Origin of the sequence: Trichormus variabilis 0441, assembly GCF_009856605.1 — a bacterium.
Lineage (GTDB): Bacteria > Cyanobacteriota > Cyanobacteriia > Cyanobacteriales > Nostocaceae > Trichormus > Trichormus variabilis.
In genome coordinates this window covers 3535773-3549421 of the sequence record NZ_CP047242.1, presented here as the reverse complement: position 1 = coordinate 3549421, position 13649 = coordinate 3535773, and the positions used below count along the sequence as shown (strand labels likewise).

The 13649-nt window shown below is 43.1% G+C and carries 12 protein-coding genes; 5 read left to right on the top strand and 7 right to left on the bottom strand.

Annotated elements, in window-relative coordinates; genetic code table 11:
- Nucleotides 1–76: 76 nt before the first annotated feature.
- On the top strand, nucleotides 77–1486 hold the full coding sequence (locus GSQ19_RS14400; protein ID WP_011318627.1) for an FAD-dependent oxidoreductase: 1410 nt from the start codon (nucleotides 77–79) through the stop codon (nucleotides 1484–1486).
- Between the two features lie 149 nt (nucleotides 1487–1635).
- Here the strand turns inward: GSQ19_RS14400 and GSQ19_RS14395 are convergent, their stop codons facing one another.
- Nucleotides 1636–2034, bottom strand: coding sequence for a RidA family protein (locus tag GSQ19_RS14395; protein WP_011318626.1), 399 nt, complete (start codon nucleotides 2032–2034; stop codon nucleotides 1636–1638).
- A gap of 84 nt (nucleotides 2035–2118) precedes the next feature.
- Nucleotides 2119–2550 (bottom strand): NUDIX domain-containing protein, encoded by a 432-nt coding sequence (locus tag GSQ19_RS14390; RefSeq protein ID WP_011318625.1) that lies wholly within the window; start codon nucleotides 2548–2550, stop codon nucleotides 2119–2121.
- A 202-nt stretch (nucleotides 2551–2752) separates the two neighbouring features.
- Between GSQ19_RS14390 and malQ the strand changes: the two genes are divergently transcribed.
- The gene (malQ, locus tag GSQ19_RS14385) at nucleotides 2753–4270 is read left to right on the top strand and encodes a 4-alpha-glucanotransferase (protein ID WP_011318624.1); all 1518 of its coding nucleotides are present in this window, start codon (nucleotides 2753–2755) and stop codon (nucleotides 4268–4270) included.
- Nucleotides 4271–4490: 220 nt separating this feature from the next.
- On the opposite strand, the gene GSQ19_RS14380 is transcribed toward malQ, so the two are convergent.
- Nucleotides 4491–5291 carry a helix-turn-helix domain-containing protein gene (locus tag GSQ19_RS14380; RefSeq protein WP_011318623.1) on the bottom strand — a complete coding sequence of 267 codons (801 nt, stop codon included), beginning with the start codon at nucleotides 5289–5291 and terminating at the stop codon, nucleotides 4491–4493.
- A 78-nt stretch (nucleotides 5292–5369) separates the two neighbouring features.
- Nucleotides 5370–6158, bottom strand: coding sequence for a pseudouridine synthase (locus tag GSQ19_RS14375; RefSeq protein WP_041456710.1), 789 nt, complete (start codon nucleotides 6156–6158; stop codon nucleotides 5370–5372).
- Nucleotides 6159–6433: 275 nt separating this feature from the next.
- Here GSQ19_RS14375 and GSQ19_RS14370 point away from each other — a divergent pair, with 275 nt between their 5' ends.
- Nucleotides 6434–7147, top strand: a complete 714-nt coding sequence (locus GSQ19_RS14370; RefSeq protein WP_011318621.1) for an LmeA family phospholipid-binding protein — start codon at nucleotides 6434–6436, stop codon at nucleotides 7145–7147.
- 93 nt (nucleotides 7148–7240) lie between these two features.
- Here the strand turns inward: GSQ19_RS14370 and GSQ19_RS14365 are convergent, their stop codons facing one another.
- Entirely contained in the window at nucleotides 7241–8128 is an 888-nt protein-coding gene (locus GSQ19_RS14365) for a phosphatidate cytidylyltransferase (RefSeq protein WP_041456708.1), read from the bottom strand.
- A gap of 134 nt (nucleotides 8129–8262) precedes the next feature.
- Nucleotides 8263–8865: a precorrin-6Y C5,15-methyltransferase subunit CbiT gene (gene cbiT, locus GSQ19_RS14360; protein WP_011318619.1), complete on the bottom strand. Its 603-nt coding sequence runs from the start codon at nucleotides 8863–8865 to the stop codon at nucleotides 8263–8265.
- A gap of 76 nt (nucleotides 8866–8941) precedes the next feature.
- Here cbiT and GSQ19_RS14355 point away from each other — a divergent pair, with 76 nt between their 5' ends.
- Together GSQ19_RS14355 and tatA are read left to right on the top strand one after the other, a co-directional pair.
- Nucleotides 8942–10333: a serine/threonine protein kinase gene (locus GSQ19_RS14355; protein WP_041456135.1), complete on the top strand. Its 1392-nt coding sequence runs from the start codon at nucleotides 8942–8944 to the stop codon at nucleotides 10331–10333.
- A gap of 202 nt (nucleotides 10334–10535) precedes the next feature.
- Entirely contained in the window at nucleotides 10536–10706 is a 171-nt protein-coding gene (gene tatA, locus GSQ19_RS14350) for a twin-arginine translocase TatA/TatE family subunit (protein WP_011318617.1), read from the top strand.
- A gap of 70 nt (nucleotides 10707–10776) precedes the next feature.
- On the opposite strand, the gene cphA is transcribed toward tatA, so the two are convergent.
- Entirely contained in the window at nucleotides 10777–13482 is a 2706-nt protein-coding gene (gene cphA / locus GSQ19_RS14345; RefSeq protein WP_011318616.1) for a cyanophycin synthetase, read from the bottom strand.
- Nucleotides 13483–13649: the final 167 nt, after the last annotated feature.

Genomic DNA, 13649 nt, shown 5'->3' with positions numbered 1-13649 from the left:
TGTGATTTCTTTTGGGGTTGGTAATTGCTAGTGGGTAATAGGTAATTTTAAGATTACTTGTGAAAAAATCGATTTTATGAATGTATCCAACATAGATAAGATTGAAAACCATCAGACTCGCGCCATTGTTATTGGTAGTGGTATAGCTGGTTTGGTAACAGCACAGGTATTAACCAAACATTTTGACCAAGTAACAGTTATTGAACGCGATCGCCATCCCGAAACGCCAGCAGCCCGTCAAGGTGTACCCCAATCCCATCAAAGCCATGTTCTACTAACCCAAGGGCAACTCATTTTAGAACAGCTATTTCCAGGTTTGAAGGACGAATTAGCAGACAAGGGATCACCTTTAACGGATTGGACAGCAGATTGTCCGTTGCTTTTATTGGGTCGTTGGAGTCCTCGTTTTCCTTCTGGGATTACAACCCGTGCTTGCAGTCGCAATCTTCTAGAAAGTGTGCTTCGTCAGCGTCTAACTCATAATGACTCTGTAAAATTTCTCGAAAAGACCCAAGTTACAAGTTTATTGGGTAACGAGAATAACACTGCTGTCACTGGAGTGCAAATTAAGGATGCCAGCGGTTCTAAAGCAGAGTTACAGGCTCAATTAGTAGTAGATGCTTCAGGACGTAGTTCTAAAACACCAGAATGGTTGCAAAGTTTGGGTTATGAAAAGCCCAAAGAAACTGTGATTAATTCTTTTTTAGGGTATGCTACGCGTTTATATGAGTCATTGAGCAGTGATGCTGTAAACTGTAAAGCCTTGTATGTCATGCCTCAAGCTCCTAATCATAGTAGGGGTGCTACACTCTATCAAGTCGAGGGCGATCGCTGGATGGTCTCTCTCATAGGCGTAGGTCGAGACTACCCACCTACTGATGAAGCTGGTTTTTTAGAATTTACTCAAAGCCTAGTAAGTCCAGTAGTTTACGAAGCCATTAAACATGGTCAGCCCATATCGCCGATTTATGGCTATCAGCGTACAGAAAATCGCTGGTGTCACTATGAACAGCTAACCAAATTACCAGAAAATTTTGTCGTTTTGGGTGATGCTGTTTGCGCCTTCAATCCTGTCTATGGTCAAGGTATGACCGTTGCTACTATAGGTGCTTTAACTTTGGATAAATGCCTTGGGCAACAAAATCAATGGCGTTCTCATAAAAATTTAACAGGCTTGGCGCGGCGCTTTCAAAAGCAGTTAGCTAAAATCAACGAAGTCCCTTGGATGATGGCTACTAGTGATGATTTTCGCTGGTCAACGACTGAAGGAGGAAAACCAAGTTTAATCACGCGATTGATGCACTGGTATCTTGATCAAGTCATGCAGACTGCTAGTGAAAATCCCCAAGTTTACCAAGTTTTCATAGAAGTTATACATTTTCTCAAGCCGCCAACCGCATTTTTCCATCCAAGCGTTTTGGCACAAGTTTTATTTAGACCAAAAAACCAAGTTAAAATTTTTGACACACCAGAAATGGTTTCTTAAAGAATCAACCATTTATTGAGCATGAATATGATCTGCCCTACCTTTTCTGTTGTTCTATAAGGGTATGAAGATCGCTCACCAAAAGCATAACTAAAATCAGAACAAAGATTGAAATCCCCGATTTTTTGGAAAAGTCGGGGATTTTTGAATTATCTTTCAGGAATCACAGCAATACACTCAATTTCTACCAATACATCTTTTGGCAAGCGTGACACCTCTACACAAGCACGCGCCGGCGCGGTGGTTTCCTCAAAATACTTGGCGTAAACTGCATTCACCGCAGCAAAATCATTCATATCTGCTAGGAATACAGTTGTCTTGACCACATTAGAAAATTTGATCCCAGCAGCTTGTAAGATTGCTTGGATATTAGCGAATACTTGTTCTGTTTGCTGTTTTACATCTCCCTCACCCACAACTGTACCAGTATTGGGATCAAGGGCAATTTGTCCAGCTAAGAATAGTAATTTACCGGAAGCGGCGATCGCTTGATTATAAGGTCCCACTGGTGCAGGTGCTTTATCTGTACGGATAACTTGATGAGCCATAGATATGATTACGCCTTAAGTTTGGGAATTTGGAAGTCTCAGTGTCAGCTTTTGACGATTGGTTGCAGACAAATTTCGCTTTGTTTAGCCCAACCTGGGACGAATCCCATAATGTCGATAACGCCAATAATCCCGCAAAATGCGATCGTGGTCAAAACATAAATTACTAGGTACAAGCCAAGACTCAAAAACGCCTACACCTTTAGCATCATCCCCCGCTTTTGGTTCTCCCGTTGCTGTTGCCAAAAATACAATACTAATTGTGTGCTGACGCGGGTCACGGCTGGGATCAGAATACACTAACAACTGTTCAACTAACTCCACCTGTAAACCTGTTTCTTCTTCCGCTTCCCGCCGCGCCGCTACTTCCACCGCTTCCCCATAATCCACAAAACCCCCAGGAAGCGCCCAACCGAAAGGCTGATTATGTCGCTCAATTAATACTATCGGTCTATGTGGTCTATCTACCAACTCAATGATGATATCAACCGTAGGTGTAGGATTTCTATAATTCATTTTCAATAGTCAATAGTCATTAGTCATTAGTCAGTTGTCAAAGACGCGATTAATCACGTCTGTAGAATTGTTATTACTCATTAGTTTCCCCCACTCTCCTATCTACAGATAGCTTTCCAAGGTGGCGTTAGCGTGATAAATTCGATGCGGTTGGCTATGACCCACCGTAGGCGATCGCTCCCTCCTGTATTTGAAGTAAAATATGCCTTTTATTAGATCAAGCGGTGTTCTACTGCATCCTACCTCGTTTCCTAGCCGATTTGGCATTGGAGACTTAGGTTTAGAAGCTTACAAATTTATTGATTTTCTGGAAAAAAGCTATCAACAATATTGGCAAGTCTTACCCTTAGGCCCCACTGGATACGGTAATTCTCCTTATATGTCGTACTCAGCTTTGGCGGGGAATCATCTGCTGATTAGCCCAGAAAAATTACTAGATGAAGGTTTGCTATCTGACGAAGATTTTGCCAATCTCCCAAATTTTCCCCACGAAAAAGTAGATTTTGAGCAGGCTGCACCAATCAAGATTCAACTCCTCAAAAAAGCTTGTGAAAATTTCAAAACTAAAGCATCACCCCTGCAACAAAAGGGGTTCGCGGGGTTTTGTGAAACTAAAGGCTATTGGCTAGATGATTACGCCTTATTCATGGCTCTGAAGGATACTAATGATAGCTCTAGTTGGCACACTTGGGAACCAGCACTAGCAAAGCGAGAAGCAGACGTATTGGAGAAGGTACAGCGTCAATTGACGGATGAGATTTTTTATTACAAGTTCATTCAGTACGAATTTTTCCGTCAGTGGTCAGAATTGAAAAGTTACGCCAATATGAAGGGGATCGAAATTATTGGTGATATCCCGATTTACGTAGCCCATGATAGTGCTGATGTCTGGGCAAATCCCGATATATTTTGCCTTGATGAAGAAACTGGGGAAGTTGCGCTGATGGCGGGTGTCCCACCAGATTATTTTAGTGCTACTGGTCAGTTGTGGGGCAATCCGGTTTACAACTGGGAGGAATTACAAAAACAAGACTTTAAATGGTGGGTACAGCGTTTTGAGGCAATGCTGGATTACGTTGATGTGATACGTATCGACCATTTCCGAGGGTTTGAGGCTTTCTGGACTGTACCCCAAGGTGAGGAAACAGCTATGAATGGTGAATGGGTGACAGCACCAGGGGAAGAACTATTCGATGCAATTAAGCAAAAACTGGGGAAATTACCTGTTTTAGCCGAAGATTTGGGGGTAATCACTCCAGAGGTGGAAGCGTTACGGGACAAATACGAATTTCCAGGGATGAAGGTTTTGCAGTTTGCTTTTGGTTCTGACCCTGGAAATCCATTTTTACCTTTCAACTACAGCCGTAATTTTGTAGTTTATACGGGAACTCATGATAATGATACAACCGTAGGCTGGTTTAACACAGCCAACGACTACGAGAAAAACAATCTATTACTTTATTTGGGTTCTGTTAGCCCTGAAGGTATCCACTGGGATTTAATTCGCCTAGCTTTGAGTTCTGTAGCAAATCAAGCCATTATTCCCTTACAAGATATTTTGGGCTTGGGTAATGAGGCGCGAATGAATTTTCCTAGCATTGCTGAGGGAAATTGGGCGTGGCGCTATGATTCCGCCACATTAAAAGACGAATTAAGCGATCGCTTAAAAATCCTCACTAAACTCTACGGTCGCGCCCCTCAAGGTAAGCAGGGAAACTAATAGGACTCACGCACCCAGATTTTTGTTGAGACCGGGTGTAAGGGTGTAGAGGAAAAAACTAATAATTAAGTCAAGATACCTTATCAAGACTGTTCTTCTTCTGACCCCTATACCCAGTTACAGCATGAGTTTCACGTTTTCTTAGTGACATTCGGTTTGAGGGTGTAGGGGTGTAGATTTAATACCTACACCCCTATACCCCCATACCTTTATACCCTTTCTACAATTCAGGTTGAGCTGCAATCTTAATTTCTTCCTCTTCACCTAGTTCTCCCATTTCTTTGGCTGCTTGCTGATTAACACTCATCAGCACACCACCAGCGTTATTGGTTTTCACTGTTAGTTGTTCTTGCGCTTTCCACACTCGATGAGTACCTTCTGGTAAAGTTCCTTCAAATTCTGTTTTCCCATCAGCTATGACACGAATCCATGATGATGCTTTGAGAGTGACACCAATCTGTACTGATTGATTGTTTTTCTCTTTGGTGATGCGATCGCTTACAGGTTCAGTTTTAATTAACTTCTGTTGGGAATCGGCTACTGTTTCTTGATTAACCTGTGGCGTGTTCTCATTATCGTTCGCCCGCAACGCAGCGTTATTTAATAATTGCGACAAGCCACTAACAGAGCAGACGATAACCAGTATGTAAAGTAAGTAAAGATGAATAGGACGTAATAAACTAATCGATGGGGATTCGCCTACAGGCTGAAGTTTCTTTTGCTCGGAAACAACAGGGAACTGGCTAGAAAATTCCACACCATTAAAGCCAAGTGCATCAGCAAATTGTCTAATCAAACCTTGAATATATATTGGTTCTGGTAAATCGTTGAGATTACCTTCTTCAATTGCTTGCAACAATCGCCGAGGGATTCTAGTGATGGCGACCATTTCTTCTAGAGATAAACCCTTTTCTTGCCGGGAAGCCCATAATTGAGCGCCCAATTCGGCTAGTTTGTCGGCTCTTTGTTGGTCTAACGAAAGTTGCGGTTGCTCATCTTGCTTTCTTTTTAGCCATTTCATGACTTATCTAAACTCCTTACCTCAGCTGAATCTCTTAATAGGATTGAGTGTTAGTTGACAGTTGATAACTAAATATCTTTACGGTTGGGGGTTTTGAACTTTGATTCGTTGCGTAGGAATATGTTTTAACTGTTCCTGTAAACTACGAATCTCGTCATCTCGAAGAATGCGGTAATTCCCAGCACGCAATAATGGTTGTTTTGATGTTTGTAATTGAATTGAACCGATCGCCGTACGATGTAATTTAATTACTGGATACCCTAATTGTTCTGCTACACGGCGAATTTGGCGATTGCGTCCCTCCTGCAAAACGATTTCTAAACGACTTTTTTCTGCCAGACTTTCTAGCAAGCTTACCTTGGCTTTGCGGGTTTTTCTCCCATCTAACAGCACACCCTCCCGCCACATTTTTAGCACTGCTTCTGGGGGATGACCTTTCACTAAAATTTGATAAGTCTTGGGAATATTATGACTGGGATGAGTCAGCTTAAATGTCAAATCTCCATCATTGGTCAGTATTAATGCTCCTGTAGAATATGCGTCTAGGCGACCAACTGGGTGAAGACCCGAACCCTTACGTAATTCTTCTGGCAATAAATCTAACACAGTTTTTCTACCCTGTGGATCGTAGCAAGTAGAAACTACTCCGGTGGGTTTGTTTAATAATAAGTACGTTAGACGGTGATGCCTTTGAGCTGATACTGACTTGCCATCAACTGTAATTATATCCCTTTCTGGGTTAACTTTTTGACCTAATTCAGCCAATGTGCCATTTATCTGCACACGCGATCGCCGTATCATTTCTTCTGCCTCCCGACGAGAGGCGATACCCCATTGAGCAAGAACTTTTTGTAACCTAGCCTCCATATTTGACAATTCAAAATACCCTACAGGAAACACAAGCGCTACAAAATTCAAAACAGCTAGAGTTTGGGCAACAGTCATTCACTCAACTGAGACTGCTTGTTTTTGATGAGGGTTTTAAACCCTTGAATTTACGATAAATTACGGTTGATAATTTGAGAGCCTAAAGAACAATCATAATCTTGGCGTTTTGTAGATATTAGCCATAGATGTTACAGTTAAGGCTTATTTAAAGTTCGGTTAATTACCCAGCAAATACGCATTTATAGAGTGGTTAAATGCCAGAGAATAATTCCCAAAAAAGAGGTTTAAACAAAATCCGCATTATTACGAACGTGTTGACCACAGCTTTAAAATTGTGGTTGCGATCGCAAGTCAGTCAAATCTCTGATCTGGAAGTAGAAATAAAAGCCAGCGATCGCCAACTTCTCTCCGGTTGTATTCCCTGGGTTTCTATATTTGCCAGTCATGCCATCTATCAAGACCTCCATATTACACAAATTAAACTTGCAGCAGAGAATATTCAAATTAACATCGGTCAAGTACTCAAAGGTCAACCCCTGCAATTATTACAGGTAGTACCCGTAAGTGGTGAGTTAATCATAGATGAGACAGATTTGAATACTTCCCTCTCATCTGGGCTATTATCGACTGCTTTAAATGATGTACTGGATAAACTTTTACCAGAATATTGGTCAAAATCCAAGCATATTCTTTGGCAAAAAATTATTCTGGATCATCAGCAGATCAAACTGAATGCTATCCTAACATCTGCAAGTGAACCTATACCCCTGGAAATTTGCTTACACTTAGACTTACTCAGTGGGCAAAAATTGCAGTTATCGCAAATCCAAGTTCAACAAAACCAAGTCACCCTATTAGAAAATAGCGATCCCCTCAATGTGGATCTTGGCTCAGATGTTGATATCCAAGAACTGAAGCTTGCACCTGGACAGTTGCTTTGTCGCGGACAAGTTAATGTTAATCCGTGATTATAGAGTGGGCAGGAGGCAGGGGGATCAAGGGAAGTAAAGAAGAATGATAACTGACCACTGACCACTGACCACTGACCACTGACCACTGAACTATTGACTAAGCAATGGCAAAATGAGCGTGACGAAATAGTAAACCAAAGGGGCAGTGAAGATATAACTATCTGTGCGATCTAAAATGCCACCATGACCGGGGATCAATTGTCCAGAGTCCTTTACACCAGCATCACGCTTTAGCATTGACTCAGTAAGATCGCCCAAAAGACTAGCCAAGCCAATTAGTAAGCCTAAAATTGTTCCAGTCAAAAGAAATTTGGGTAAGTGAAGGTAGTAAGCGCCAGCCAGAGCTACTGCTAAACTAGCACTGATCCCAAAAACAGCACCTTCCACTGTTTTTTTCGGGCTGATATCAGACAGACGAGTTTTGCCGAAGAATTTACCAATAGTATATGCACCAATGTCTGCTGCCCAGATGCACAGAAATGTCAGCACTGTGATTTTCAAACCTTGGGGTAGAGAGGCAAAATTTCTTTCTTCAAGAATATCTGTCAAACTTCCTGGCCAGTAGCCCCCTAAAGGTAAATTACTGATGGCTGTGGTACCAATTGAACGCAACCGCACCCAATAACTCGGTAAGTACCCGACATAAAAAAGCCCCATAATCGATGCCGAAACATCGGCGATTGTGGCCATTTTCGGTTGAAATAGTAAATAAAAGCAAATAAATGTACCTGCAATAGGCATGACAGCATCAACTAAATTGCTGTCCACAGTACAAGTAACTAGTAAAACTTGACTAAGGAATAAAGTGGTTTTCGCAGCTGGCAAAATACCTCTAGTGCGAACTAAATCAAAATATTCCTGTTGTCCTAAGAAAACAACAATCGCCAGCATGATGGTGAAATACCAACCCCCCAACAGGACAGCAACTAAAGCAAGGGCGATCGCAACAATTCCACTAATAATCCGAGACCAAGGCATAGAAGTATTCGGGGTTGGGTACTGGGGATAAGGGGTAATGGGGATTGGGTACTGGGGATTGGGTACTGGGGGTTTGTTTTCTCTTTTGCTCCCCCTACTCTCCATTCTCATCTACTCTTCCTAGTCCCCAGTCCCTAGTCTAGTTTCTCACCACTGAGGATAAAAATGGGATCAACTGCGGCAAAGGTTTGAGAAAATCCTCGTGTTTCTAAGCGATTGACGGCGGACTGAACAACTTCAATGTTTCTCGCTTGTAATTGAGAAAAGCTCTGAGAAATAGCATACAAGCTTTCGAGGTTAGAGGCTGTGGCGATAACTCTGCCTGATGATGGTAAATATTGCCAGACTGCTTGTAAAATCTCTTGAATCGGTCTTCCTCCCTCAATACAGACACGATGAGGAGCAGTTTTAATATTATGTAGACATTCGGGGGCGCTACCTTCCACTATTTCTACATTTTTCACATCAAAGCGATCGCAATTGCGTTTAATTAAATTTGCGACTTCTTCGTCTCGTTCCACAGCAATAATCTGTCCTTTTGGACATAGTAGCCCCACTTCGACAGGAATTGTACCTGTCCCTGCCCCAATATCCCATAAAACCGAGTCAGGTTCTAAACGTAGCTGAGAAATTAACAACAGTCTAATTTCTCGCTGAGTGAGGGGGATTCCCGGCAAATGCTCGAAGAATTCATCGGGGATACCAGGGGTAACATAAGGCCAAAGTTGGGAAGGCATAGAACAATACAATATATTAGGGGTATTAGTTTGTTTAATTTGGCAAGTTATAAACGTAGCGTTATAAGCAATGATTATGCTTGGAGAAATTTTCAACACTCGCTACGAGATTCAACAGCTATTAGGAAAAAAAGCAGGACGGCGGACATTACTCGCTAAAAATGTTGTCACTGGTGAATTAGTAATTGTCAAGCTGCTGGCTTTTAGCAGTGACTTTGAGTGGGATGATCTCAAGCTGTTTGAGCGTGAAGCTGAAACTCTCAAGTCTTTATCTCATCCCCATATTCCGCAATATTTGGACTATTTTGAGGTAAATTCCCCTACTATCAAAGGGTTTGCCCTTGTACAGAGTTATATCTCAGCCCAAACTTTAGAGCAATACTTACAATCTGGGCGTAGTTTTAGTGAATCTGATATTAAACAAATAGCCACAGCAATTTTAGAGATTCTCATATATCTACATGGGTTGTATCCGCCTGTTATTCACCGTGATATTAAGCCTAGCAATATTTTGTTAGGAGAGCGTTCTGGTAATCATGTCGGTCAAGTGTATCTAGTAGATTTTGGTTCTGTACAGACGGCTTTGGGTACAGAAGGTGGGACAAGGACTGTAGTAGGAACCTATGGATATATGCCCCCAGAACAATTTGGTGGACGTACAGTCACAGCGTCTGACCTTTATAGTTTAGGGGCAACATTAATTTATTTGGTAACAGGTACTCACCCAGCAGATTTACCCCAAAAAGATTTTCGTATCCAATTTGAGTCAGTAGCTAACCTCAGTCCGGGTTTGACGGCTTGGTTAAAGACGATGACTGAACCCAGTGTAGAAAGACGCTTCAGTTCAGCACAGCAAGCGCTCAAAGCATTAGAAAGTTCACATCTTCTCACTCATAGTCAGTTAGTTATTGGTAAACCAAAGTGGAGCAAAATTCAACTAACTAAAGATGCAGATTCTCTAGAAATATTGATTCCCCCCGTTGGTTTTCAGCCATCGATGGTATTTATGGGACTATTTGCGATCGCCTGGAATTCTTTCATCTTATTTTGGACAATAGGCGCACTCTCAGCGCCTTTCCCAGTAAACATCCCCTTTGCTTTATTTTCCCTGCCTTTTTGGGGTGCTGGCTATTTTATGGCTTCCACTTTTCTCCTCAGTCTATTGGGGCGTAATCGGCTACGCTTGAATAGAGAACAAATTACTTTCACCCATGAATTATTTGGTTGGAAATTCCATCGTCCTCGCCCTGCATCAAAAGAAAGTATTACCAAATTAGTTTACATATCCAGACATTTAACAAAAGATTCTGAAGGTGCTAAAACTCAAGTACCAGCACAATTAGAGATTTGGGCTGGAGTGCAGAAATATCAACTGGGAACTAACACAGCCATTCAATCAGAAACAGAACTAGAATGGCTAGCCCAAGAATTAAGCGATTGGTTAAATATCCCCATCCAGCGAGAATGAATCTCTATTTATAAACATCCCCTCTCGCTCCGATTGCATAAATTTCTATGTCTCTAGAATCCATATCAACTGTGAAAATATAGGACTTACGCAAGGATTTTGCGGAACGCCATCGCCTTTTCCACTGCAAACTCAATCTCTCCAAAGCAATCTCAAGAGTTTCAGCCTTAGCTTTATAGTTAATTAAGGAGGAATAATAATTATGTTTGGACTAGGATGGCCGGAAATCGCAATCATTGTCGTCGTGGCCGTTGTCATATTCGGCCCAAAAAAAATTCCCGAACTGGGAAGCGCACTAGGTAAAACCTTGAGAGGTTTTAAAGAGGAGTTGAAAACTCCTAGTGAGGATACCAACCCGGAAGAAGAAAAATAAGAAATTCCAATTAAGAAGATTCAGCAACGGTCAATAGTGGAGATGGGAATGACCACATCTCTACTATCGACTACAGCAAAGTATTAATTACAGAAGAAGATGCTACGCCATTTTGGTTATCTATAACGGTTGTCGAGGGATTTTGTTGCTGTATCTCCTCTTTGACTAATCCACGCAGTTTAATTAACTTAATAGCACGGCTAACGCTTTCCGGTAGGATGACCACCAAACCGTTCGCGGGAGCCATATCCAAGCCCTTGTTAATTGCTTGTGTTTCATCCAGAATGGACTCATAACGAGCATCTGGCTTAACTTGGGTGATGCCTTTGGTTATCAATGCAGAGGCTGAACCCCTTGGTCTACCTCTAGTATCGTCGTCTTCTTTGACAATGATGTAATCAAAAATCTCGGCGGCTAGTTTGCCTAAGGTGACAAAATCTTCGTCCCGGCGATCGCCAGGCCCACCGACTACACCAATACGTTGTCCACTTGTCCAGTTACGTACAAATGCGCCTACAGCTTCGTAACTAGCTGGGTTGTGAGCATAGTCAACTAAGGCGTGGTAGTTGCCCAAATTGAATAAGTTCATCCGTCCTGGGGTTTGACTCACGGAAGCCCGGAAGGTTCTTAAGCCAGCACGAATTTGCTCAATGGAGACGTTCTGTACAAAAGCTGCCAAACTCGCGGCTAAGGCGTTAGCGATCATAAATGGTGCGCGTCCACCCATTGTCAAGGGGATTTGTTCTGCCCTTTCGATGCGGTGTGTCCAATCGCCTTTGACGATTGACAGATAGCCATTTTCATAGACTGCTGCAACTCCGCCCTTCTGGATATGTTTCCGCACCAGTTCCGAGTCGGGATTCATGGTGAAGTAAGCGATATTGGCTTTGGTTTTTTCTGCCATTGCAGCAACGCGGCGATCGTCGGCGTTGAGTACTGCATAGCCATCAGGATACACAGATTCCGCCACCACGCTTTTCAGGTTAGCCAACTGATCAATAGTGTCAATGTCACCAATTCCTAAGTGATCTGCCGCCACATTTAACACCACACCCACATTAGCAGACTCAAAGCCTAAGCCAGAGCGCAAAATACCGCCACGGGCTGTTTCCAAAACTGCAACCTCGACGGTTGGGTCTTGTAAGATGACGTGAGCGCTTTGAGGCCCAGTGTTATCACCAGATTCAACTAAGTAATCACCGATATATGTTCCATCAGTAGTTGTATAGCCTACTACTTTTCCGGTTTGCTTATAAATGTGTGCCAGCAGGCGGGTAGTGGTGGTTTTACCGTTAGTGCCGGTAACACTGAGGATGGGAATGCGGCCGGACTGTTCGTTGGGGAAGAGCATATCCATCACTGCGCCGGCAACGTTGCGGGGAATGCCTTGGCTAGGAGCTACGTGCATTCTAAAGCCCGGCGCAGCGTTGACTTCGACAATTACACCGTCTAATTCCCTCAAGGGGCGGCTAATGTCGGTAGTGACGATATCGAGTCCGGCGATGTCCAAACCGATAATCTTGACTACTCTTTGGGCTAACCAGATGTTTTCTGGGTGAATTTCGTCTGTCCTGTCTACAGCAGTACCACCTGTACTCAGGTTGGCGGTTGCCCTTAAATAACAAATCGTGCCTTTTGGTGGCACGCTGTTGAGTGTGTAACCTGCCCTTTCGAGTAGTTGGTAACTGGTACGGTCTAGTTCTATTTTAGTGAGGACTTTATCGTGTCCGTCGCCACGGTTGGGGTCTTGGTTGATTTCCTCTATTAGTTCGGCGATGGTGGAGCGACCGTTACCAATCACATGAGCTGGTACACGTTCGGCAACGGCCACGACTTTACCATCTACCACTAGTACTCTGTGGTCGCGCCCAACGTAATATCGCTCAACAATGATTGACCGGGAAACTTGTCTCGCTGCTTCGTAAGCGGCTTCAGCTTCTTCCCAACTTCTAATATCGATTGTAATACCGCGTCCATGATTGCCATCTAGGGGCTTGATGACAATCGGATAACCGCCAACATATTCGATGGCTTCTTCCAAATCATCCAAGAAATTAATCACTGTACCCCTGGGTACCGGCACACCAGATGCGGCTAAGATGCGTTTGGTTGCTTCTTTATCGCAAGCTAGTTCTACGCCTAAAATACCCGTTTTATCGGTCATGGTGGCCTGCATCCGCTTATGATTCACGCCATAGCCTAGTTGAATCAAAAAGCGTGCGCTCAGCTGCATCCAAGGGATACCACGTTTCTCGGCTTCTTTGACAATTGCTTCGGTGGAGGGACCCAGGGAAGCATCACGCCATAAATCTTTCAGGTCTTGTATATCTTGCTCTAGTTCTGCCTTGGGGTATCGACCGCGATCTACAATGCTTTGGCACAACCTGACAGCTGCTCGTCCAGCATAGCGTCCCGCTTCCTCGTTTAAATACTCGATTACTACCTGATAAATTCCAGGTGTGGCAGTTTCACGGGTACGACCAAAGCCCACGTGCATTCCAGCTAATTCTTGGAGTTCTAGGGCTACGTGTTCCACGATATGACCCATCATGGTGCCTTCTCGCACTCTCATCAAAAAACCACCATGACAGCCGGGCGAGCAATAATGACCTTCCAGACTTGGCAGCGCCTCTACTAATCCTTCATAAAATCCGGGGATTTCATTTGATGGCGTCTCGGCAAGGGTTTCCAAATCGAGGCGCATGACGATCAGTTTGTGGCGTCGAATGCTCCAGTAGTTTGGGCCGCGTAAGGTCTGGATCTTGAGGATTCTCATGGGAATAGGTAGATGGAGATTCGGAACCAAAATTCTAGTTTCTTACTGGAATTGATCGCTAAACTGTTCATGAAAAACAGTTTTTATCTTTTTACATGGTATTCCTCTGATTTTTCTACAGCAGGAAATAAATTAAAGATCAATTCAGTCTAACCTCAGGTACTCTA